Below are 24,155 nucleotides of genomic sequence, written 5' to 3' on the forward strand. Positions count from 1 at the left end.
ATCTCTTGAGTAGCAAACTACAAGAGAAAGCGAGCAGCATGGCCGACGATCTTCTGACGCCCAAGGATGAGAAAGCCTATGACGCCTCCTCGATCGAGGTGCTCGAAGGTCTCGAACCCGTGCGCAAACGCCCCGGCATGTATATCGGCGGCACGGATGAACGCGCCCTGCATCACATGGTGGCCGAGATCCTCGACAACTCGATGGATGAGGCCGTCGCCGGTCACGCATCCCGCATCGAGGTCGAACTGCTCGCCGATCACTCGATCGTCGTGCGCGACAACGGGCGCGGCATCCCGATCGACCCGCATCCGAAATTCCCCGGCAAATCCGCACTCGAGGTGATCCTTTGCACGCTGCACGCGGGCGGCAAGTTTTCGGGCGACGCCTATGAGACCTCGGGCGGTCTGCACGGGGTGGGCGCCTCGGTCGTGAACGCGCTGTCGGATCTGATGGTGGTGCAGGTCGCGAAGAACAAGGAGCTGTTCGAGCAACGCTTCTCGCGCGGCATTCCCGAAGGCCCGGTGCAGAAGATCGGCGCGGCCCCGAACCGGCGCGGCACGACCGTGACCTTCCACGCCGACGAACAGATTTTCGGCCACCACCGTTTCAAGCCCGCACGCCTTTTGAAGATGGTGCGCTCGAAGGCCTATCTCTTCTCGGGCGTCGAGATCCGCTGGAAATCCGAGATCGACGATGGCGAAACACCGACCGAGGCGACCTTCCACTTCCCCGGCGGCCTTGCCGATTACCTCACCGAAAGCCTCACCGGCGCGAGCACCTATGCCGACCGTCCCTTCTCGGGCAAGGTCGAGTTCCGCGAGAAGTTCAACGTGCCGGGCTCAGTCGAATGGGCGATCAACTGGACGCCCTCGCGCGACGGCTTCATCCAGTCCTACTGTAACACCGTGCCGACGCCCGAGGGCGGCACGCACGAAGCGGGCTTCTGGTCCGCGATCCTCAAGGGCATCCGCGCCTATGGCGAGCTGGTCTCGAACAAGAAGGCCGCGCAGATTACCCGCGACGATCTGATCACGGGCGGCTGCGCGCTGGTGTCGTGCTTCATCCGCGAGCCGGAATTCGTGGGCCAGACCAAGGACCGCCTCGCCACCGTCGAGGCGCAACGCCTCGTCGAAGGTGCGGTACGCGACCATTTCGACAACTGGCTGGCCTCCGACACGAAATCGGCCGGCGCGATCCTAGACTTCCTCGTCCTGCGCGCCGAGGAGCGCCTGCGCCGCCGTCAGGAAAAGGAAACCCAGCGCAAGACGGCCACCAAGAAACTGCGCCTTCCCGGCAAGCTGGTCGATTGCTCGGCCACCAATCGCGAGGGCACGGAGCTGTTCATCGTCGAGGGCGACTCGGCGGGCGGCTCGGCCAAGATGGCACGCGACCGCAAGACCCAGGCGCTGCTGCCGCTGCGCGGCAAGATCCTCAACGTGCTGGGCGCGGCAAGCTCGAAACTTGGCTCGAACCAGGAGATCAACGACCTGACGCAGGCGCTGGGTGTCGGCCTTGGCACCAAGTTCAACCCCGACGATCTGCGCTATGACAAGATCATCATCATGACCGACGCGGATGTGGACGGCGCGCACATCGCCTCGCTGCTGATGACCTTCTTCTTCACCCAGATGCGCCCGATGATCGACCAGGGGCACCTCTATCTGGCCTGCCCGCCGCTCTACCGCCTGACCCAAGGCGCGAAGCGCATCTACGTGGCCGACGACGCCGAGAAAGAGGTGATGCTCGCCAAGGGTCTCGGCGGCAAGGGCAAGATCGACGTGCAGCGCTTCAAGGGTCTGGGCGAGATGGACGCGAAGGACCTCAAGGACACCACGATGAACCCCGAAACGCGCAAGCTGATCCGGGTGACGATCCACGACGACGAGCCGGGCGAGACCGGCGATCTGGTGGAAAGGCTGATGGGGAAGAAGCCCGAGCTGCGGTTCCAGTATATTCAGGAGAACGCGCAGTTCGTGGAGGAGCTGGATGTTTGAGTAGGAAAAGTCTAAAAAATATCGGTCTCACTATAACATTCCTATACGTAGCATTGTTATTAGTCGGTATTCCCATAGCTCTCCATTTTGGTGCGATTAAAATGGAAGCGCTGAAGCTCAATGAACTTGGCGATTTTCTCGCAGGTGCATTTGGCCCATTAGCGATTTTTTGGCTGATTCTGGGCTTCTTCCAGCAGGGAGAGGAACTCCAGCACAGTGTAAAGGCATTGGAACTCCAAGCAGAGGAACTCAAGAATTCCGTAGCCCAACAGAAGGCAATGGTTGGTATTACTGAGAGACAGCTTAACCTCGACATCGAAATCCGCGACGAACAAAATCGATTGGATGTTTCGCGCGAATTGCCCTTCTTCAAGGTCTTCGGGAAAGGCAATTCATCGGCAGGTGGTTCAAGGGGCACCAGATCTTTTCGATTTGGGTTCAAGAATTTTGGAGCAGATGCGATCGATTTGAAAATTTCTCTCGACGATAAGGGAATACTCCCCAGCGCCAAGACACTAGGCCCGGTAGAGCGCGGAAAAGAAATAGAATATAGTTTCAATGTCGAGAATGATCGCGGATATGATTGGAAAGCCGTGCTAAAAATCGAGTGTCAAAACATTCGTGATCAGGTTCGCGTCCAGGAATTCAGAATCGGAAATTTCCCTCCTGATTTGCTTTCCTGTACGCCCTCTAACTCTTAGTGTTCCAAGCAAACAGGCTCTAGAATCGCCCGGGCGACCAGCCCGGGCAGCGCCCGATCCTCCCCCCGGGAGGGCGCATTCGCGATGTCGGACACCGCTCGCCCGTCGTCCGGGCTTTCGAGATAAACCGCCCATCACGGCCGACAGCAAAGCGCCCACCCGAGGCTCGGGCGCTGCCCTCATCGCTTTGCACTGGCGCCCCCTGCGCCGCGACGGTCTCTTCTCGCCCGCCCCCTCCGCAGCTAGAGTGCGCGCATGTCGCTCCCCTATCTCGCCTACGGCTCCAACCTGCTCACCGCCCGCCTCGCTGCCCGTTGCCCCTCGGCCCGCGCGATCGGGACGGCCACGATCCTCGGCCATGCGCTCGATTTCTCGAAACATGGCCGCGACGGGACCGGCAAGGCGACGATCACGCAAGGGGCGGCGCGCGTGCCGGGCGTTCTGTTCGAGATCGCGGCGGAGGACATCCCCGCGCTCGATGCGGCCGAAGGGGTGGGCGTGCACTATGAGAAGATCGAGATCGTGCTCGAGACCGGCCAGCGCGCCTTCACCTATCGTGCGCTGATGCGGCAGGCGGGGCTCGCGCCGTTCGACTGGTACCTCGCACTGATCCGGGCGGGGCGGCGCGAGCATGGGATGGCGCTTGATGACCTCGCCGCCGTCACTCTGATCCCGGATCCCGAACCCGACCGGCCCGGCTTCATCGCCGCGCGCGAGGCCCTGAGCCGCGCGGGCTATCGTGACTGGCGCGCCGCGCTCTGACCGATCGGACGCACGGGCATACCCGGTCCGGTCAGCACCGCGATCCCCGGTCCGACCAGTGCGCGCAGCTCGGGCCCGTCGCAATCCAGACCCCCGGTATAGGTGCCGAATGCGGGCAGGATCAGGTGCTCGCCCCCCACCAGAAACGCCCGGTGCGACCGCCGCGCGATATTCGCCTTCGGGTGGTAATGGCCCGACACGTCCGGCCCCGCACCCGCGATATGGCGCAGGGTGAGCGGGCCGAGACGCATGTCTTCCACCGCCCGACCACGCCCCGCCGGATCGTGGTTGCCCGCGATCCAGACCGTCTCGATCCGTGCCGCCAGAGCGGAGAGACGCGCGGAGATCTCGGGCGCGATCTCTCCAGCGGCGCGATCGTCATCGAAGGTATCGCCAAGGCTGATCAGCCGCCGAGGCCCGATCCGCGTCACCTCCGCCTCGAGCCGCGCCACCGTGTCGAGCGTCTCGAAGGGCGGCAGCAGCGCCCCCCCGCGCCGTGCCATCCGCGCGGATTTACCCAAATGGAGATCCGCCACGATCAGCGCCCCTTGCTCGGGCCAGTAAAGCGCGCCCGAAGGCTGCGCGATCAGGCGCACCCCGGAGAAGGTGATCTCTCTCATGCCAGCCCCGCTTCGCGCATCATCGCCTGCGCCTCTTCCTCCATCAGCCGCGCCTCGCCCGTGCCGCCCCGAATGCCGACCTGCCCGTGTTCGAGCAGCAGCGGCGCGGCCAAAGGCGTCACATGCGGCGCGCGGATATGCACGATCTCGGAGGCCTGCGCCAGCATCTCCTCGATCCGGTCGAAATCGACGAGGCCGCGGTTCGCCTCTTCGCGGGTGATGCGCAGCAGCAGGTGGTCGGGGTCGTAGCGGCGCAAGGTGTCATAGAGAATGTCGGAGGAAAACGTCGCCTGCTTGCCCGACTTGCGCTGCCCCGGCAGGTTGCGCTGGATCAGGCCCGCAATCGTGGCGACCGAGCGGAAGGCGCGTTTCATCACCGCATTGCTTTCCAGCCAGTCGCGCAAACCGTCGCGCAGACCCTCCGCGGACAGAAGCGGCGCGGGGTCCTCGACGGGATCGACCGACCAGATCAGCAGCGCGTAATCGGTGGCCACGAACCCCAGAGGTCCGAGCCCCGCCTGCTCCATCCGATGCGTCAGCAGCAGCGCGAGCGTCTGATGCGCGTTGCGGCCCGCGAAGCCGTAGAGGCAAAAGAAGGCCCGACCGCCGCGCAGGAAGCTCTCGCAGGTGAGCGTGCCCGGCGCCGGCAGCGTGGAAATCTCGCATTGCAGCGCCAGCCAGTCGCGCGTGCCGGGCGGCAGCTGGTCCCAGTCCTCGGGTGAGGCGATCAGGCGCTGCACCCGCTGCGACAGCTCCAGCGAGGTCGCCATCTTCAGCCCGGAGAAGACCGCGATCTTGGGTTCTCGCGTTGCGGCATCGGTGACCTCGACGATCATCTCGCGCAGGCCCTCGTAGCGCACGACCTGACCGCCGATCAGGAATGTGTCGCCGGGCGTGAGCGAGGCGGCGAAACCTTCCTCGACCTCACCCAGGGGCGTTCCGCCGCGTCGGGACTTCCGGCGCACTTTCAGCTTCTCGGTCTCGGTGATCGTGCCGATATTCATCCGCAGATCACGCGCTGCTCGAGGATCACGCAACTGCCATTTTCCGTCGCGCTCGAGCAGCCGCTGCCAGCGGTCATAGGCGCGCAGCGCGTAGCCGCCGGTGGCACAGAACTCCAGGCAATCGTCGAAATCGGCGCGAGGCAGGGAGGTATAGGGTCCGGCGTGGCGGACCTCTTCATAAAGCGTGTCCGCCTCGAATAGCCCCGCGCAGGCCGTGAGAAGAATATGCTGGCACAAGACGTCGAGCGGACCGCGCCAGCGCCGCCCGCCTCCATCAAGATCGCCCTCTCGCACGGCCTCCAAAGCCGCCGCGCATTCGACCACCTCGAAGCGGTTCGCCGCTACGATACGGGCGCGCGAGGGTTCGTCATAGCGGTGATTGGCTCGCCCGATCCGCTGCACGAGGCGCTTGACGTTCTTCGGCGCACCGACCTGCAGGACCAGATCGACATCCCCCCAGTCGAGGCCGAGATCGAGCGACCCGGTGCAAACCACCGCCCGCAGCGCCCCGGTCGCCATCGCCTCCTCGACCTTGTGGCGGGCCTCGCGAGAGAGCGAGCCGTGATGCAGCCCGATCGGAAGCGCCTTGTCGTTGACCTCCCAGAGCGCCTGAAAGAACAGCTCCGCCTGCGCGCGGGTGTTGAGAAAGACGAGGCTGAGGCGCGCGTCTTCGATCGCCGCCATCACGTCGCGGGCTGCGTGCCGCCCGCCGCCGCCCGCCCAGGGCGCAGGGCGCTCGGTCGGCAGCATCGCGATATCTGGCGGCGGACCGGGATCGGCTTCGATCACCCGCGCCCCGCCCATGAAACCGGCCAGCGCCTGCGGGGCCTCGACCGTGGCCGACAGGCCCGTGACGGTCAGCCCCGGCGACAGGCTGCGCAGCCGCGCCACGCCAAGCATGAGCTGATCGCCGCGTTTGCTTTCGGCGAGCGCGTGGATTTCGTCGAGCACCACCCGCCTGACCCCCGCGAAGATCTTCGGCGCCTCCGGGTAGGAGAGCATCAGCGCGAGGCTTTCGGGGGTCGTGAGCAGGATCTGCGGCGGATCGACCCTCTGACGGCGGCGCTGGCTGGAGGAAGTGTCTCCGGTGCGGTCCTCTATACGCAGGTCCAGACCGATCTCGTCGACCGGCGCGCGCAGGTTGCGCGCGATATCTTTCGAGAGTGCCTTGAGAGGCGAGACGTAAAGCGTATGCAACCCCACATACCCCTCGGCCAGATCGACGAGCGAGGGCAGAAACCCCGCCAGTGTCTTCCCGCCCCCCGTCGGCGCAATCAGGAGCGTATCTTCATGCGCCGCCAGAACCTCCAGCTGGTGCCTGTGCGGCTGCCAGCCACGGCTGGCGAACCAAACGGCAAAGCTCGGCGGCAACGGGGGTGGGGTTCGGGTATCAGGCATCGGGTGATAGGTAGGCTTGAGGGCGTTTCGCACAAGAGAACGCAAATTCTACGTGCCCGCGACAGGTCGAGATCAGGACGCTCCCCAACATCTCGCACCATTGCACATCCGCCCCGCGCCATCTCGCCACTGTTCATCGCGCCGCCCATGCTATATTCAGGCCCGCGACAGGAAATTGCCCGAGTCCCCTCGGGCGCGACAGAAATGGAAAATCCCATGGCGCATTATCGTTCTCGCAGATCCACCCATGGTCGCAACATGGCGGGCGCGCGCGGTCTCTGGCGTGCGACCGGCATGACCGATGACGACTTCGGCAAGCCGATCATCGCGGTGGTGAACTCGTTCACGCAATTCGTGCCCGGCCACGTCCACCTCAAGGATCTGGGCCAGATGGTCGCGCGCGAGATCGAGAGCGCGGGCGGTGTCGCCAAGGAATTCAACACCATCGCCGTCGATGACGGAATCGCGATGGGCCATGACGGGATGCTCTATTCGCTGCCCTCGCGCGAGGTGATCGCCGATTCCGTGGAATACATGGTCAACGCGCATTGCGCCGATGCGATGGTCTGCATTTCGAACTGCGACAAGATCACGCCCGGCATGATGATGGCGGCGATGCGCCTGAACATCCCGGTGATCTTCGTCTCGGGCGGCCCGATGGAAGCCGGCAAGGAAGGCGCCGAGATCATCGGCCATGACCTCGATCTGGTCGATGCGATGGTGGCCGCAGCCGACGACAAATATACCGACGAGGAAGTGCTCGCGATCGAAAAGGCGGCCTGTCCGACCTGCGGGTCTTGCTCGGGCATGTTCACCGCGAACTCGATGAACTGTCTGGCCGAGGCGCTGGGTCTGGCGCTGCCGGGCAATGGCTCGATGCTGGCCACCCATGCCGATCGCAAGGAACTGTTCCTCGAAGCCGGCCGCAAGATCGTCGAGATCACGCGCCGCCACTATGAGCTGGAAGACAAGGGCCTGCTGCCGCGCGAGATCGCGACGTTTGAGGCCTTCGAGAACGCGATGAGCCTCGATATCGCGATGGGCGGCTCGACCAACACCGTGCTGCACCTGCTGGCGATCGCGCATGAGGGCAAGGTCGATTTCACGATGGAAGACATCGACCGCCTCAGCCGCAAGGTGCCGGTGCTGTGCAAGGTCGCGCCCGCCAAGCAGGACGTCCATATGGAAGACGTGCACCGCGCGGGCGGCATCATGGGGATCCTCGGCGAGATGAACCGCGCGGGCCTGATCCATGCCGAGGCGCGCACCGTGCATTCCGAGACGATGGGCGAAGCACTCGCAAAATGGGACGTGATGACAGCCAATGACGATGCGGTGCACGAGTTCTATCGCGCGGCGCCGGGTGGCGTGCGCACCACCGAAGCCTTCTCGACCCAGAACCGCTACAAGGAGCTTGATCGCGACCGCGAAGGCGGCGTGATCCGCACGGCGGAACACGCCTTCTCGAAGGATGGCGGTCTGGCCGTTCTCTACGGCAACATCGCCGAGCAGGGCTGTATCGTGAAGACCGCAGGCGTGGACGACTCGATCCTCAAATTCTCTGGCCCCGCGAAAGTCTTCGAGAGCCAGGACGACGCGGTGTCGGGCATTCTGACCGGCAAAGTTGTCGAGGGCGAAGTGGTCATCATCCGCTACGAGGGCCCGCGCGGCGGTCCGGGGATGCAGGAAATGCTCTACCCGACCTCCTACCTCAAATCGAAGGGCCTCGGCGCGAAATGCGCGCTGCTGACCGACGGGCGGTTCTCGGGCGGCACCTCGGGCCTCTCGATCGGCCATGTCAGCCCCGAAGCCGAGGAAGGCGGGCTGATCGGCCTCGTCGAGACCGGCGACATCATCGAGATCGACATCCCGAACCGCACGATCAACCTCGCCGTGGCCGACAATGTGCTGGCCGCGCGCCGCGAGGCGAAAGGCCCGCTGCCGTGGAAACCGGCCGCCCCGCGCAAGCGTCAGGTCTCGACCGCGCTCAAGGCCTATGCACTTCTGGCCTCCTCGGCGGCGAAGGGCGGAGTGCGTATCCTGCCCGAGTGACCTCGCGCCGAAACTGCTCAAGCGGCCGTCCCTCGGGGCGGCCGTTCTCGTTTGGGGCATGGTGCCCCATTCACACCTCGAGCCGGTCCAGCAACCCCGCGACCATCCCGTGATAACCCGACCCGAACAGGCGCACATGCACCAGCGCGGGCCAGAGCTGGTAGATCGAGCGGCGCACTTGCCAGCCGGGGGCGAGCGGGCCATAGGCCGCTTGAAACTCCGGATGAGGCGCGCCGAACAGATGCAGCATGGCGAGATCGACCTCGCCGTCGCCATGATAGCTCGCCGGGTCGATCACCCCGCTCAGCCTCCCGCCCGAAGCCAGCACATTCCCCGTCCAGAGATCGCCATGGAGCAAGGCCGGGGCCGGCTGAGCAGGCACGTGGTCTGGCAATCGCGCGGCGAGCGCATCAATCCGGTGCGCGAGCGCGGCAGGCAGAAACGGCGACGCGGGCAGGAGCCGCCGCTCGGCCCAGAAGGACGGCCAGTCCGCGAGCGGCGCATTGGGGATCAAGACAGGGCCGAAGGCGTAATCCTCGCCCCAGCCAAAGGGCCGCGCGGGATCGAAACCGGGACTGCGGGACGGCGCGCCATGCACCCCGCGCAGCATCGTGCCGAGCTCTGACCACCCCGGCGCGCGAAGAGCTCCCTGATCGGGTAGCATTTCCATGACGAGAAGGTCTTCGCACACAGCGAGAACGCAAGGTACGCGTGCACCGGCAGCCCGCAGAGCCGCGAGCATCCGTGCCTCGACCTGCGGCGCGGGCCCGCCCTTGGCGACCGCCTTGCGACCATCGGCGAGAAAGAGCGCCACGACCGGGCTCAGATCGCCACCAGCGAGCGGTCGAGCCTCGACCAGTTCGGCACCGAGCAGTTGTGCCGCCCGCCCCGCCAGATCGATCGCACCGCCATTTCGCTCTCGCATTCTCACCCCCAAATCACACATTTTCGCGATGTGCTCGTCCCAAGCTGCACCGGCCTTCCTGCGTCACGGACCCGAGAATATACCCGTGACCGCGCTGCCCGATGCCACCGGCTCCCCGGATTTTCAGGCGCACCGCATCGGATAAACCCTGCCAGGTTGACGTTACGGACCGGCGAAGTTTTGCCGGAGGCGAGGGCGAACACAGTTGCACTCACCACAACTATAGGTGCAAATGCGGCGAATTGCGTGGTAGCGCCCGACGTGGCTTTGCGATCAAGTGAGACTGGAGAGAAAGCCAAAAGAATCAAAAGCGTGTTTTTTCCCGGTGCACAGAACCGTGCGCTGCGAGGGATCAGCACGAAAGGGCTGAACGTTACCGAGGGCGTTGCGTGATCACCGCCTCTTTCGGGGCGTCACGAGACCCTGACGGAGATTCCCCACACAAGTCTCTGTCGGGCAGCAGCCGCCGCATCCCCTTTGCGGCGGCTGCGACTTTTCCAGAAGGCAGGCAGGTTCGAACGCAGGAGTGGGGGCGCTGCCCCCGTCGCCTGACGGCGACTCCCCCGAGATATTTGGATCAAGAAGAAGGCTCAGCGCAGGAAGTTGTCGCGCATCAGCGACACGACCTCGTCCGCGCGCCCGTTGAGCACCGCCTTCACACCGAAAAGCGCGGTCGAGGCGACCTGGGAAGGCTCGATTTTCGGCGGCATGACCAACTCCATCCGGCTCACTTTCACATCGAGCAATGCCGGACCGGGGGCGGCAAGCCATTCGGTCATCGCGGCCTCGAGATTGTCGGCCGTCTCGACCCGCGCGCCCTGCATCCCGATCGCCCGCGCCATGGTGCCGAAATCGGGATTGTGCAGTTCGGTGAAAGCGTCGAGCATTCCCTCGACGCGCTGCTCCATCTCGACGAAGCCGAGCGAGGCGTTGTTGAAGATCAGCAGCTTCACCGGGAGTTTTTCCTGCACCAGCGTCAGCAGATCGCCCATCAGCATCGTCATGCCGCCATCACCGCACATCGCAATCACCTGGCGGTCGGGATAGGCTTTCTGGATGCCAAGCGCCTGCGGATAGGCATTGGCCATCGTGCCGTGCAATAGGCTTGTGAGAAAGCGGCGCTCGCCATTGGCCGAAAGGTGGCGCAGCAACCAGGCCATGGGCGAGCCGCCGTCAGCGGTGAAGATCGCGTCTTTTGCCGCGAGCCGGTCCAGCGTCTCGGTCAGATGCTGCGGGTGGATCAGGCTTGGATCGGGTTCCTCGGCGCTTTCCAGATAGCCCTTGAGATCTTCGGCATAGGATTTGAGAGCGCGGTTGAGATGCCTGCCATGCTCGCGCGGCGTCAGGCGCGGCAAGAGTGCGTCGATCGTGTCGCCGACATCGCCCACAAGCCCCAGATCGACCGGCGCGCGGCGGCCGAGGCGGGTGGGGTCGATATCGACCTGCACGATCCGGGCCTTGCCGGGATAGAACTGGGTATAGGCGAAATCGGAGCCGAGGCAGAGCAACAGATCGCAATCGCCGACCGCCTGCATCCCGGCGCGATTGCCGAGGATTCCGGTCATGCCGACATTATTCGGCATGTCGGGTTCGATGAATTCCTTGGCGCGCGTGGTATGGGCGACGGGGGCCGCGAGACGCTCCGAGAGTGCGCGAATCTGCGCCGCCGCGCCCCTCGCGCCGATACCTGCATAGATCGTGATACGCTCGGCCGCTTCGATCATTGCGGCAAGCGCGTCGATCTCGGCCTCGGAGGGGCGGATCACCGGATCGGGGCGATGGACATCCCAAGGCAGATCGTCCGAAGCAGTCTCGCGGAACATGTCCCCATTCACGACCACCACCGCCACGCCATGACGGGTCAGCGCCGCCTGCGCGGCCTGGGCCACGATCCGGCGGGCCTGATCGGGATGCGAGATCTTCTCGCAGAACACCGAGGTTTGCTCATAGATCTTCTTCTGATCGACCTCTTGCGGGAAACCCAGACCCTCCTCGGCCCGCGCGACATTCGACGCGATCAGCACGACAGGCGCACCGTTGCGATGGCTCTCGAAGATGCCGTTGACGAAATGGAGACTTCCCGGCCCGGTCGTGCCCGCGCAGACCGACAATTCGCCCGTCATGTAGCTTTCCCCGCCCGCGGCGAGCGCGCCCACCTCTTCGTGGCGCACATGAACCCAGTCGAGATCGGAGCGGCGCACCGCATCGGTGAAATGGTTGATCGTGTCGCCCACGATGCCATAGACCCGCCGCGCGCCCGCGGCGACCAGCGTGTCTGCGATGATGTCGGAAACTGTCTTGCTCATGTCAGGCCTCTTTCAAATGCGAATTGTGGTGAAGGCTGGTGCGTGCACGTCCCAGATCAGTGCGCGGCTTGAAACTGTCGGGATCGGCCGCCGCCCACCAATCGGCGTAATCGGTGCTGCCGGGATCATCGTTGAGGACGCCCTCGGGCAGGAAGGGATAGACCTTGTCGATGGTGCGCGCCTGCGTCACGCCGATCCGGTGCACGATGTGATGGGGTTCGAGTTCGCGTGGATGCCTGAGGCCAGCCGAGGCGGTGATCTCGCTCAGCGCCTCGACGGTCTTGCGGTGGAACCGCGCGGCGCGTTCGCCCTGCACCTCGGGAACGAGACCGCGCTGGCGGCGCGGATCCTGGGTGGTGACGCCGGTGGGGCAGGTTCCGAGATGGCAGCGCTGCGCCTGGATGCAGCCGATCGAGAACATGAAGGCGCGCGCCGCGTTGCACCAATCCGCACCGATGGCGAGGTTGTGGGCAAGACCGTAGCCCGAATAGACCTTGCCCGAGGCGGCAAGACGCACCTTGTCCTTCACCCCGGCCCCGACCAGCGCGTTGCGCATCACGATAAGCCCGTCGATCAGCGGCATCCCCACATGATCGGACAACTCGAGCGGTGCCGCGCCGGTGCCGCCCTCAGCCCCGTCGACCACGATGAAATCGGGGAAAATGCCGGTCTTCTGCATCGCCTTCACCAGCGCGAAAGCCTCGTGCGGCTGGCCAATGCAAAGCTTCAGCCCGACCGGCTTGCCCCCTGACAGATCGCGCATTCTCGCGGCGAATTCCATCATCTCGGCGGGCGTCTTGAAAGCCTTGTGGCCGCGCGGGCTCAGGCAGTCCTGATGGGCGGGGACCTTGCGGGTTTCGGCGATCTCCTGCGTGACCTTCGCAGCCGGGAGCAAGCCACCATGTCCCGGTTTCGCGCCCTGGCTGAGCTTGATCTCGGTCATCTTGACCTGATCGCGGCTGGCCTGTTCGGCGAAAAGCGAGGGGTCGAAATTTCCACCCTTGTCGCGCGCACCGAAATAGCCCGAGCCCAGCTCCCAGACGATGTCGCCGCCGTGCTTTTGGTGATAGGGCGAGAAGCCACCCTCGCCGGTGTCGTGGTAGAACCCGCCGTGCTTGGCCCCCCAGTTGAGCGCCTCGACCGCATTGGCCGAAAGCGCGCCGAAACTCATCGCCGAGATGTTGAGCACCGAGGCTGAATAGGGTTTCGCGCATTGCTCATTGCCGACGGTGACGCGCGGGTCGGTATCGGGATCGTCTGCGGGGGCGATGGAATGGTTCACCCACTGGTATTCTTCGCCTGCGACATCGCGTTCCGTGCCGAAAGGATGGGTGTCGGTCTCGCCGCGGGCGCGGGCATGGACGAGGTTGCGCGCCTCGTAGGGGTAGGGTTTGCCCTCCAGATCGCCCTCGACGATATAGGCGCGCAGGAAGGGGCGCAGGTCGTAGAACAGCCAGCGCAGGCGGGCGGCGACCGGATAATTCCGGGTGATGGTCCAGCGTTTCTGGAAATAGTCATAAAGTCCGAGCGCCACCACCGGCAGGGTGACCAGCAAAAGGATCAGCCACCATGGGCTGATCCAGACAGCCAGCGCGAGCACCAGCAGGCTCAGGCAGAGTGCCGCGAGGGGGACGATATTGCGCAAGATCGCGTTCATGATCTCCTCCTCGCGGCGTTCGGTACGTGATCAGGTGAGCGCCTGATTGCCTTTGGGGCCCGCGACGAGCCAGATCACGAAGCCAAGAAGCGGCAGGATGACGATCAACAAGATCCAGAGCACTTTCGAGCCGGTGGACGCACCGGAGCTCAGGATCGAAACGATGGCCCAGATATCGAGAATGAGGACGACGAGGCCCCCGATCATGCTCAGCATGGGGTATCTCCTTTCCGTGTCAGGTTGGAAAGGAAACCCGCGTGTCGGGCGCTTTGTTCCGCGCAAACGCCCGTTCAAGCCGAAGTGATCGCTGCCCCCGAGGCTCAGCGCCCCGGGGTCAGCTTGCGCACGATCACGTAGAAGGCCGGCACCATGAAGACACCGATGAAGGTCGCCGCCGCCATGCCGCCCAGCACGCCGATGCCGATCGCGTTTTGCGCCGCCGCCCCTGCCCCCGTCGCGATCGCCAGGGGCACCACGCCGAGCATGAAGGCCAGCGAGGTCATCAGGATCGGTCGCAGGCGCAGCCGCGCGGCCTCGACGGTCGCCGCAACCAGCTCCTTGCCCTCGGCCTCGAGGTTGCGCGCGAATTCCACGATCAGGATCGCGTTCTTCGCGGCAAGTCCGATTGTCGTCAGGATGCCCACCTTGAAATAGACGTCGTTCGACTGCCCGAAGACCCAGGCGGCGCCCAGTGCCCCCAGGACCCCCACCGGCACGGCGAGCATCACCGAAAGCGGGATCGACCAACTCTCGTAGAGCGCCGCGAGGCAGAGGAAGACCACCAGTACAGAGAGCGCGTAGAGGTAGGGCGCCTGATCGCCCGATTGCCGCTCCTGATAGCTGAGCCCCGTCCAGGCGATGCCGTAACCGCCGGGGAGGTCGCTCACCAGCTGCTCCATCGCATCCATCGCCGCGCCAGAGCTCGCGCTCTCCGAGGCCTGCCCCGAGATTTCGATCGCATTGGTGGCATTGTAGCGCGACAATTTCGGCGCGACCGAGACCCATTTCGTCGTTATGAAGGCCGAGAAGGGCACCATCTCTCCGTTGGAGTTGCGCGCATACCAGCCGTCGATATCCTCGGGCTGCATCCGATAGGGCGCGTCCGCCTGCACGATGACCGGGCGGAGGTTGCCGTCGAGATCGAAATCATTGACGGACTTGCCCGCGAAGATCACCGAAAGCATCGAGTTGAGACTGCTCAGCGTCAGCCCGAAGCTCTCGGCCTTCTGCTGGTCGATGTCGAGCTGCAGCGCCGCCTTGTTCTCGTCGCCGCTGACGCGGACGTTGCTCAGGTTCGGGTTGGTTTTCGCTGCGGCCACGAGTTGGTCGGCGGCCTCCTTGAGCGCGTCGGTCCCGTTATTGGCCTGATCGACCAGATACATCTGGAAGCCCGAGGTGTTGCCGATGCCACGGATCGCGGGCGGTTGCAGGAAGAACACCTGGCCCGCGCGCAGCCCCGCGAAATGGGCATTGGCCCGCGCGGCAATGGCGGCAGCAGTCTGGTCCGCGCCGGTGCGTTCGTCGAAATCCTTGAGCTTGGTGAAGACCATCGCGGTATTCTGTCCGCTGCCCCCAAAAGAGAACCCGAGCGTCGCGAAAACCGAGGACACGTCGGATTTCTCCTGCGTGAGCATGTAATCGGTGATCTGGTCCACCACGTCGGAGGTCTGCGCCGTGGTCGAGCCTTCCGAGAGGGTCACCATCGCCATCAGCACGCCCTGATCCTCGCTGGGCAGGAAAGACGAAGGCAGCCGCGTGGCCACGCCCCAGGCCGAAGCCAGCACCAGAACAAGCACCAGCGCCATTGCGAAAGGCTTGCGCAGGATACGCGCAACGGACGAGGAATAGCCCGACTGCACCTTGCCGAAGCCCGCGTTGAAGGCGCGCGCCGGTGCGATCGCTCGGCCCGTCGCGGGACGCAGCAGCTTTGCCGCAAGCGCGGGCGTGAGGATCAGCGCGACCACGGCCGAGAGCACCATGGCGGTGATGATCGTCACCGAGAATTGCCGGTAGATCACCCCGGTCGACCCCGGAAAGAAGGCCATCGGCAGGAACACCGCCGAAAGGACCAACGCCACGCCCACCAGCGCGCCGGTGATTTGCGACATGCTCTTCTCGGTCGCCCGGAGCGGGCTGAGGCCCTCTTCCTCCATCACCCGCTCGACGTTTTCCACAACGACGATCGCGTCGTCGACCAGAAGGCCGATCGCCAGAACCATCGCGAACATCGTCAGCGTATTGATCGAATAGCCCGCGACCAGCAGCACCGCGAAAGTGCCCATCAGCACCACCGGCACCGCGACGATGGGGATCAGCGTCGCGCGCCATTTCTGCAAGAACACGAGGATCACCAGCAGAACCAGCACGATCGCTTCGGCCAGCGTGTGATAAACCTTCTCGATCGACAGCTCGACGAAGGGCGAGGTGTCATAGGCCACCTGGAACTCCACGCCCTCGGGCAGGGACGGCGCCAGACGCGCAAGCGTCGCGCGCACCGCACTCGCCGTATCGACCGCATTCGCCCCGTTCGCGAGATTGACGCCGAAGCCCGCCGCATTCTGGCTGTTGAACTTCGACCTGGAACCGTAATCCTCCTGCCCGATCTCGATCCGCGCGACATCGCCCAGATAGACGGCCGAACCGTCGCTCTCGGTCTTGAGCAGGATTTTCTCGAACTGCTCGACCGAGGTGAGCTGGCTTTGCGCGGTGATCGTCGCGGTGAATTGCTGGCCTTCAGTCGTCGGCAGATCACCGAGTGACCCGACCGAGACAGTCGTGTTCTGTGCCTGCACCGCCGAAGTCACGTCGTTGGGCGTCAGCTGATATTGTTCAAGCCTGTAGGGATCGAGCCAAACCCGCATCGCATAGCCCGAGCCGAACACATTGAGACCGCCGACGCCAGTGGTACGCTCGATCGCCCCCTTGATCTCGGTATCGAGGATATTGCCCAGCTCAACGGTCGAGAACCGCCCGTCGGTCGAGACCAGCGCGCCGACCATCAGGATATCGGAGGACGACCGCGAGACGCTCACCCCGGAGCTTTGCACCGCATCGGGCAGCGTGCTTTCGACCTTGCGGATCTTGGTCTGCACCTCGTTCTCGGCGTCGATCGGATCGACAGAACCGTCGAACGTGATCGTGACGCGCGACGATCCCTGCTGCGACGAGCTCTCCATGTAGAGCATCCCGTCGAGCCCGGTCAGCGCATCCTCGATCGGTGTGGTGACCGAGTTCTCGACCGCCGCCGCCGTCGCGCCGGAGTAACTGGCAGAGATCCGGATCGTGGTGGGCGCCACCTCGGGATATTGCGAGACGGGCAGTTGGGTGATCGCATAGCCACCGGCGAGGATCGTCACCAGCGCGAGCACGATCGCGAAGACGGGGCGGTGAATGAAGAAGCGGATCATCTGGGTTCACTCCGCCTTGGCGGTGGTATCCGCCGGGGCTGCGTCTTTCACGACACCCTCGGCGTTGATCGTCACCGGCACTGTCTTGATCTCGGCCCCGTCGCGCAGGTTCTTCAGCCCGTCGAGGATCACCTCATCGCCGGATGCGACGCCGCCCGTCACGATCCAAGCGTTCTGATAGGTGCCCGCCGTGCTCAGCGTCACCTTCTTCGCCTTGCCATCCGCCTCGATATAAGCCGAGAGCGAGCCGTCACCCTCCCGCGTCGTCGCGCGCTGCGGCACGAGGATCGCCTGCGTCGTGCCCAGCGTGATCTTCGCGCGCAGGAATTGCCCCGGCATGATCAGCCGCTCGGGATTGTCGAACTTGAAGCGGAAATCGACCGTTCCGGTGGTCGAGGACACCGTCGCGCCGGGACTGATCAGCGTGCCGGTCCCGTCATATTCCTCCCCCGTTTCCAAGAGCAGCGAGACCTTGAGCTCCTCGCCGCGCTGAAGCGTGCCCTGGCTGATCCGCTGGCGCACCCGCATGATCCGCGCCGAGCTTTCCGAGACATCGACATAGATCGGATCGAGCCGCGTCACCGTGGTCAGCGCATCCGTCTGGTTTGCCGTCACCAGCGAGCCCACCGAGACCTGCGCCACATCCGGCACCCCGTCGATCGGCGAGCGGATCACCGTGCGGTCAAGATTGAGCTGGGCGGTTTGCAGATCGGCCTGCGCAGTCAGAAGCGACGCCTTGGCCTGCGCCAGCGTGACCTGCGCACTTTCCAGGTCGCTGATCGAGACAGAAGTCTGTTCGAGCTTGGTGTAGCGGTCCACCTGCGCCTGCGCGGCCTTCACATTGGCCTCGGCGCTGGCTCTCTCGGCCTGCGCGGCGGTGAGTTCGGCCCGGTAGGTGTCGTCATCGATATGGAAAAGCGGATCGCCCATCTTCACCCGGTGACCGGCCTCATAATCGATCGAGGCGATGGTGCCCGCCACACGCGGTCGGATATCGGTCTGCTCATAGGCCACCGCGCGGCCCGGCAGGGTGACGATATAGGGCACAGCCTGGGTCTGAACCTGCATCACGCCGACCTCGGTCGGCGCGCTGGCCGCACCGGACACCCCTTGCGCAAAGGCTGCGACACTCATCACTCCACTCGCCAGCGCCGCCAAAACCGCGCGCCGTGCCATTGCACCAAAGCCCATGCGTCCATTCTCCCCGTTCTTGTGCCGATCCATTCCGGCGAATTGGCCTCTCTTACGATAGCGGTCTCATTATCTGTCGCCACTTGAACGAGAGCGGCCATGCGCAGGGATCATGGCTCGACCATGTGAAAGGGGCGCCGAAGCGCCCCCTGAAACCCATTACCTTCAAGTATATCACAACGTGATCCGATAGAGCGCGAAGCCCCCCTCGCCGTCTCCGGCCGGTTCGATCTTCAGCCCGCGCGACTTCACATCTTCGAGATAGCCTGCGGCCTTGGGGCCGGTCTCGAACAAAACCGTGGCTCCGCCCGCAGGCGCGAAGCTCCAGTTCGCATCGGCCTTCGGATTGATCGTGCCGGCCTCGTGGATGTAGCGCACGATCACGTCGCGGTTGGTGTCGGGCGCTCGGTAGATCACCGTCGAGCCATCCGCACCGGGGAAGCTGCCCCCGCCCGAGGCGCGGTAATTGTTCGTCGCGATCACGAACTCCGCCTGCGGGTCGATCGGCCTGCCCTGATAGCTCAGATCGACGATCCGGTTCGCATCCGCATTCACCAGATTGCCGTCGCTGTCGTATTTCGAGGGCTGGGTGAGGTCGATCTGATAGGTCACCCCGTCGATCACGTCGAAATTGTAGGACGGGAAATCGGGGTTCAGAAGCGTGGCATCCTTCGCGCCCGGTTCGATCTGGTTGAACATGCCCGCCGAGCGTTCCAGCCAGTCCTTCACCTGCCCGCCGGTCACTTTCACCACCTGCAGCGTGTTCGGGTAGAGGTAGAGATCGGCCACGTTCTTGATCGCGACCGGGCCCGCGGGAACGTCCGTGTAATAGTCCGGGCCACCGCGCCCGCCCGCCTTGAAGGGCGCTGCCGCCGACAGGAGCGGCAGTTTGCCCTCGGGGGTGCCCTCGAGCAGCGTCTTCACATACCAGATCTGCGCGTTCGAGACGATCTGCACCGACGGATCATCGGCCACCAGCGCGAAATAGGAATAAAGCGGCGCCGAGGTCTCGCCCACTTTCGCTCGGACATAGGTCAGAGTTTCTTCATGCACCGCGTTGGAACTTGCCAGAACCGGCTCGTAATCGGCGGTCAGCGGGGTGATCGACCGATCCTCGCCGCGCGAGAAGATCGGGCGGATCTCGGAGCTATGCGCCGCGATCTGCCACTTGCCGCCGTCATGGCTCAGCATCAGGTCGATCAGGCCCATATGGTTGCCCCAGAAGCCCGCCTGCACCGCCGGTTTGCCCTGTAGCGTGCCCTTCTCGTTGTCGATCCCGGGGCCGTCGAAATCCTTGCCCGGGAAGTTGCGGTGCTGGTGACCGGTGATCACCGCGTCGATCCCGTCAACACCCGCAAGATAGAAGGCCGCGTTCTCCATCCCGTCGCTTTGCGGGCCGTTGTCGATCCCCGTATGGGCGAGCGCGACGATGAGGTCGGCGCCCTCCTCGCGCATCTGCGGCACCCAGGCTTCGGCCGCCTGCACGATATCGCGGGTCTGATAATCGCCTTCGAGATGCGCGCGGTCCCATTGCATGATCTGCGGCGGCACGAACCCGATCACCCCGATGCGGATCGGCATCTTGTTCCCCGCCCCGTCGGTCAGGTCGCGATCGAGGATCAGGTAGGGCGGCAGGTAAAGGTCGTCCTCGCGCGGGGAAGCCCCGAGCTTATGCGCGAAGTTCGCACAGACCATCGGGTAGTTCGCGCGGTCGTTCACCTTCTTGAGGAAATCCATCCCGTAATTGAACTCGTGGTTCCCGAGCGTGCCGCAATCGTAGCCGAGCAGGTTCATCGCCGCGATCACTGGGTGCGTGTCGCCCTCTTTCATCCCCTTCGAATAGGCGATGTAATCGGCCATGGGGTTGCCCTGCATGTAATCGCCGTTGTCGAAGGTCATCGTATTGGCGGCTTCCGCGCGCACCCCTTCGATCAGCTGTGCGGTTCGCGACAGGCCGACCGTATCGACGGGCTTGTCGGCGTAATAGTCGTAGGGTCGGATATGGCAGTGAATATCGGTGGTGCAGAGCAGGCGCAGGTGAGCCTGTCCGGCAGCAGCGTGCGCGGTGAACGGATGGACCATCACCAACCCGCCGGCGGCAGTGGTCGTGATCAGGAAATGACGGCGCGACATGAGCGACATGGGGTTCCTCCGGGGACATTGGCTCCTTGACGGAGCGCTCTATTCCCGGAGCGTAACAGCGATTTGACCGATCGGAAAAATACCTTCGCGGCAATCGGCGCAAATTGGCGTGAGCGGGCGGGGGCGCCCCCACCCGTCGCCCAAGTTTTCAGCTTTCCGCAAGGACCGCCTGCACTTCGGGCGCAGGCCCGGGATGGTGACAGAACACCTGCCGCCCCGCGATCTGAGCAGTCGGCGGCTTCGTCGCGCAGATGTCGGTTGCGCGCGGGCAGCGCGTGCGCAACGGGCAGCCCGACGGCGGGTTGAGCGGGCTCGGCAGGTCGCCTTCCAGCGCGATCAGTACCTTGTTGCGCTCGACCTCCGGATCGGGGATCGGCACCGCCGACAAGAGCGCTTGGGTGTAAGGGTGCTGCGGCTCGGTGAAGAGCTTCTCGGTCGCACCGGCCTCCATCATCTGCCCCAGATAGAGCACCATCACCTCGTCGCAGACATGGCGCACGACGCTCAGGTCATGGGCGATGAAGACGATCGTGAGCCCGAGATCGCGGCGCAGTTCTTCGAGAAGCGCGATCACCTGCGCCTGGATCGAGACGTCGAGCGCCGAGACGGGCTCGTCGCAGATCAAGAGCTTCGGCTCCACCACCAGCGCGCGGGCGATGCCGATGCGCTGGCACTGGCCGCCCGAGAACTCGTGCGGGTAGCGGTTGATCTGGTTCGGCAGCAACCCGACCTTCTCCATCACCTCGCGGACCTTCTCCTTGCGCGCCGCACGGCCCATCTTCGGGCGATGGGTGCGCAGGGGCTCGGCAATGATCTCGCCCACCGTCATGCGCGGATCGAGCGAGGCCAGCGGGTCCTGGAAGATCATCTGGATGTCGGAGCGGTATTTCAGCATCTGCCGCGGCGACAGCTTGAGCAGATCGGTCTTGCCCTCCCAGATCACCTCGCCCTCGGCGGGCAGCATGCGGATCAGCGCGCGCGCCAGCGTGGACTTGCCGCAACCGGACTCACCCACGATGCCGAGCGTCTTGCCCTGTTCGAGCTTGAAGCTCACGCCATTCACCGCGCGCAGCTGCGGCGGCGTGTGCCACGGCAGGTCCGAGGCGCGGCGGATGTCGAACGTGACCCGAACGTCGCGGGCCTCGATCAGCGGGGTCGTCATGCGGCGGCCTCCTCGATCGTTTCAATGGAACGGTGACAGGCCCGCGCACGTCCCGGGGCGAATTGCGTCAGCGGCGGCATATTCTGCGCGCAGATCTCTTCGGCAAAGTCGCAGCGCGGGCAGAACGGGCAACCTTTCGGCGCGCCCGTCATGTTCGGCGGGTTACCCCGGATCGGGGTCATCGCGACCTCTGCATCGAGACGCGGCAACGCGCCGAGAAGCCCGCGCGTGTAGGGATGGGTCGGCTGTGCGAAAAGCGGATCGACAGGCGATTGCTCCATCACCTGACCGCCATACATCACGATCGCACGTTCGCAGAAGCCCGCGACGACGCCGAGGTCATGGGTGATCAGCACGGTCGCCATCCCCAGCTCGCGGCGCAGCTCGCCCAGCAGGTCCATGATCTGCGCCTGAACCGTCACGTCGAGCGCCGTGGTCGGCTCATCCGCGATCAGCACATCGGGTTTGCACAAGAGCGCCATCGCGATCATCACGCGCTGGCGCATCCCGCCCGAGAATTCATGCGGGAACAGACGCACGCGGTTCTTCGCATCCGGGATTTTCACCAGATCGAGCATATGCGCGGCCTCGGCCACCGCATTGCGCTTGCTCAGTCCCTTGTGCAGCATCAGCACCTCGGCCATCTGGTCCGAGATCCGCATATAGGGGTTGAGCGCCGTCATCGGGTCCTGGAACACCATCGCGATTCTCTCGGCCCGGATCTTGTTCAGCTCCGCTTCCGGCAGGTTCAGGATCTCGCGCCCGTCGAACTTGACCGAGCCCGAGGCCCGGCCATTCGCCGCCAACAGCCCGAGGATCGAGAAGCTGAGCTGCGACTTGCCCGACCCGGACTCGCCCACGATCCCCAGCGCCTCGCCCTTTTCCAGCGCGAAGCTGACGCCGTTGACCGCGTGAATCTCGCCCTCGGGCGTCGCGAAACGGACATTGAGGTCTTTTACGTCCAGCAAGGCCATATCAGCGCTCCTTCGGGTCGAGCGCATCGCGCAGCCCGTCCCCCACGAAATAGAAACCGAAGAGGGTGATGACGAAGAAGAAGAGGGGAAAGGCCAGCTGCCAGAGCGTGCCGTAGCTCATCGTTCCCGCCCCTTCCGAGATCAGCGCGCCAAGCGAGGTCTGCGGTTCCTGCACGCCAAGGCCAAGGAAGGAGATGAAGCTCTCGGTCAGGATCATCAGCGGAACCAGAAGCGTCGCGAAGACCACCACCACGCCCACGAGGTTCGGCAGGATATGGCGGCGGATGATCGTGGGTGCAGGCACGCCGATGGCGCGGGCGGCCTCGACATATTCGCGGTTCTTCAGGGTCAGGGTCTGGCCCCGCACGATCCGCGCCATCTCCAGCCACGAGATCAGGCCGACGCCCACAAACAGCATTCCGATCGAGCGGCCATACATCACCAGCAGAAGGATCAGCACGAACATGTAGGGGATCGCCAGAAGGATATCGACGAGGCGCATCATGAACCCGTCGACACGGCCGCCGAAATAGCCCGAGATCGCACCGTAAACCGTGCCCACAGAGACCGCGATGAGCGTGCCGATCACGCCCACCAGCAGCGAGATCTGGGTTCCTTGGACGGTGCGCGCGAACAGATCGCGCCCCAGATCGTCGGCGCCGAAATAGTGGCCATTGGCAAGGGACGGCGCAGACGCCATGGCGTCGCCCATCACGTCATAATCGATATCGGAATTGTTCCACGCCGCCAGCCAGTTGCCGAACAGCGCGAAGCTCACGACGAAGATCAGCAGCCCCAGCCCGAAGATCGCTGCCTTGTTGCGGAAGAAGCGGCGGCGCGCATCGGCCCAGAGCGAGCGGCCCGCCACGTCCTCGCGGCTCGTTGCCTCGGCCAGCGAGGTCATCTTGGTTTCATCTATGACCATCTCAATACCGGATTTTCGGGTCGATCCATCCGTAGATGATGTCGACGACAAGGTTGAACAGGATGGTGAGCGTGCCCAGCAGGATCGTGATCCCCATCATCACCGCGTAATCGCGGTTGAGCGCGCTATCGACGAAGCTTTTGCCGATCCCGCCCGTGGTGAAATACACGTCCACGATCACCGAGCCTGTGATCATCGAGACAAAGGCCGGCCCGAGATAGGAGATCACCGGCAGCAGCGCGGGTTTGAGCGCGTGCCGCAGGATGATCTTGCGCTTCGGCAGGCCCTTGGCGCGCGCGGTGCGGATGTGGTTCGAGCTCAATGTTTCCAGCATCGAAGACCGCGTGATCCGCGCGATCGAGGCCATGTAGGAGGTCGAGAGCGCGATCACCGGCATGATCCAGAACCGCGGATCGTCGAAGCTCCAGCCGCCACCCGGCAGCCAGTGCAGCGCGAGGGTGAAGATCAGCACGAGGATCGGCGCCATCACGAAATTCGGCAGCACCTGCGCGCCGATCGAGATGCCGACGGCGAGATAGTCGAGCCAAGAATTGCGCTTGATCGCGGCCGTCACACCGAGACTCACCCCGACCAGAACGGCGGTGATGAAGCTAAGGAAACCATAGGTCAGCGTCACCGGAAAGCCCTGCGCGATGATGTCGTTCACCGAGCGGTCCTTGTAGGTGAACGAGGGTCCGAAATCGAAATGCGCCACCACGTTCCACAGATAGGTGGCGATCTGGCGCCACAGCGGCTGGTCGAGCCCGTATTTCGCGTTGAGATTGGCAAGAACTTCGGGCGGCACGGCGCGCTCGGCGGTGAAAGGCCCGCCCGGCGCCACATGCATCAGCACGAAGCTCGCGATGATAAGCGTGAGCAGCGTCGGGATCGCAATGGCCAGACGCTTGAGAATATAGACGATCATACGATTA

General features: G+C 64.3%; 17 protein-coding genes. 4 read left to right on the forward strand and 13 right to left on the reverse strand.

Features of this window, described 5'->3' with window-relative positions:
* The first annotated feature begins 38 nt into the window (after positions 1-38).
* From parE to BMI90_RS02485, 3 genes are all read left to right on the forward strand, one after another.
* The gene (gene parE, locus BMI90_RS02480) at positions 39-1,997 is read left to right on the forward strand and encodes a DNA topoisomerase IV subunit B (RefSeq protein ID WP_078525609.1); all 1,959 of its coding nucleotides are present in this window, start codon (positions 39-41) and stop codon (positions 1,995-1,997) included.
* A gap of 101 nt (positions 1,998-2,098) precedes the next feature.
* Positions 2,099-2,698: a hypothetical protein gene (locus BMI90_RS18475; RefSeq protein ID WP_146671192.1), complete on the forward strand. Its 600-nt coding sequence runs from the start codon at positions 2,099-2,101 to the stop codon at positions 2,696-2,698.
* A 255-nt stretch (positions 2,699-2,953) separates the two neighbouring features.
* On the forward strand, positions 2,954-3,460 hold the full coding sequence (locus BMI90_RS02485) for a gamma-glutamylcyclotransferase family protein (RefSeq protein WP_078525611.1): 507 nt from the start codon (positions 2,954-2,956) through the stop codon (positions 3,458-3,460).
* On the opposite strand, the gene pdeM is transcribed toward BMI90_RS02485, so the two are convergent.
* Together pdeM and BMI90_RS02495 are read right to left on the reverse strand one after the other, a co-directional pair.
* Entirely contained in the window at positions 3,433-4,080 is a 648-nt protein-coding gene (pdeM, locus tag BMI90_RS02490) for a ligase-associated DNA damage response endonuclease PdeM (protein WP_078525613.1), read from the reverse strand. The two genes, BMI90_RS02485 and pdeM, sit on opposite strands and share 28 nt — an antisense overlap.
* The gene (locus BMI90_RS02495) at positions 4,077-6,482 is read right to left on the reverse strand and encodes a ligase-associated DNA damage response DEXH box helicase (RefSeq protein WP_078525615.1); all 2,406 of its coding nucleotides are present in this window, start codon (positions 6,480-6,482) and stop codon (positions 4,077-4,079) included. Before BMI90_RS02495 ends, pdeM begins: the two co-directional genes overlap by 4 nt.
* A 216-nt stretch (positions 6,483-6,698) precedes the next feature.
* On the opposite strand from BMI90_RS02495, the gene ilvD reads away from it, so the two are divergent.
* Positions 6,699-8,534, forward strand: a complete 1,836-nt coding sequence (gene ilvD, locus BMI90_RS02500; protein ID WP_078525617.1) for a dihydroxy-acid dehydratase — start codon at positions 6,699-6,701, stop codon at positions 8,532-8,534.
* A 70-nt stretch (positions 8,535-8,604) separates the two neighbouring features.
* Here ilvD and BMI90_RS02505 read toward each other — a convergent pair whose 3' ends face one another.
* The 11 genes from BMI90_RS02505 to oppB all read right to left on the reverse strand — a co-directional run bounded on the left by BMI90_RS02505 (position 8,605) and on the right by oppB (position 24,148).
* The gene (locus BMI90_RS02505) at positions 8,605-9,459 is read right to left on the reverse strand and encodes a fructosamine kinase family protein (protein WP_078525619.1); all 855 of its coding nucleotides are present in this window, start codon (positions 9,457-9,459) and stop codon (positions 8,605-8,607) included.
* A gap of 590 nt (positions 9,460-10,049) precedes the next feature.
* On the reverse strand, positions 10,050-11,765 hold the full coding sequence (locus tag BMI90_RS02510) for a thiamine pyrophosphate-dependent enzyme (protein ID WP_078525621.1): 1,716 nt from the start codon (positions 11,763-11,765) through the stop codon (positions 10,050-10,052).
* Position 11,766: 1 nt separating this feature from the next.
* Positions 11,767-13,422, reverse strand: a complete 1,656-nt coding sequence (locus BMI90_RS02515) for an FMN-binding glutamate synthase family protein (protein WP_078525623.1) — start codon at positions 13,420-13,422, stop codon at positions 11,767-11,769.
* Positions 13,423-13,452: 30 nt separating this feature from the next.
* Positions 13,453-13,638, reverse strand: coding sequence for a PLDc N-terminal domain-containing protein (locus BMI90_RS02520; RefSeq protein WP_078525625.1), 186 nt, complete (start codon positions 13,636-13,638; stop codon positions 13,453-13,455).
* A 104-nt stretch (positions 13,639-13,742) separates the two neighbouring features.
* On the reverse strand, positions 13,743-16,829 hold the full coding sequence (locus BMI90_RS02525) for an efflux RND transporter permease subunit (protein WP_078525627.1): 3,087 nt from the start codon (positions 16,827-16,829) through the stop codon (positions 13,743-13,745).
* A gap of 6 nt (positions 16,830-16,835) precedes the next feature.
* Positions 16,836-18,020 (reverse strand): efflux RND transporter periplasmic adaptor subunit, encoded by a 1,185-nt coding sequence (locus tag BMI90_RS02530; RefSeq protein WP_078527178.1) that lies wholly within the window; start codon positions 18,018-18,020, stop codon positions 16,836-16,838.
* Positions 18,021-18,194: 174 nt separating this feature from the next.
* A complete protein-coding gene (locus BMI90_RS02535; protein WP_078525629.1) occupies positions 18,195-20,162 on the reverse strand; it encodes a bifunctional 2',3'-cyclic-nucleotide 2'-phosphodiesterase/3'-nucleotidase in 1,968 nt (655 codons plus the stop codon).
* 148 nt (positions 20,163-20,310) lie between these two features.
* A complete protein-coding gene (locus BMI90_RS02540) occupies positions 20,311-21,324 on the reverse strand; it encodes an oligopeptide/dipeptide ABC transporter ATP-binding protein (RefSeq protein ID WP_078525631.1) in 1,014 nt (337 codons plus the stop codon).
* A complete protein-coding gene (locus BMI90_RS02545; protein WP_078525632.1) occupies positions 21,321-22,298 on the reverse strand; it encodes an oligopeptide/dipeptide ABC transporter ATP-binding protein in 978 nt (325 codons plus the stop codon). The genes BMI90_RS02540 and BMI90_RS02545 overlap by 4 nt, the downstream gene beginning before the upstream one ends.
* 1 nt (position 22,299) lies before the next feature.
* Entirely contained in the window at positions 22,300-23,202 is a 903-nt protein-coding gene (locus BMI90_RS02550) for an ABC transporter permease subunit (RefSeq protein WP_246831476.1), read from the reverse strand.
* 22 nt (positions 23,203-23,224) lie between these two features.
* A complete protein-coding gene (gene oppB, locus BMI90_RS02555) occupies positions 23,225-24,148 on the reverse strand; it encodes an oligopeptide ABC transporter permease OppB (protein ID WP_078525636.1) in 924 nt (307 codons plus the stop codon).
* Between the last annotated feature and the right edge of the window lie 7 nt (positions 24,149-24,155).

Source organism: Thioclava sp. L04-15 (assembly GCF_002020275.1).
Classification (GTDB): domain Bacteria; phylum Pseudomonadota; class Alphaproteobacteria; order Rhodobacterales; family Rhodobacteraceae; genus Thioclava; species Thioclava marina.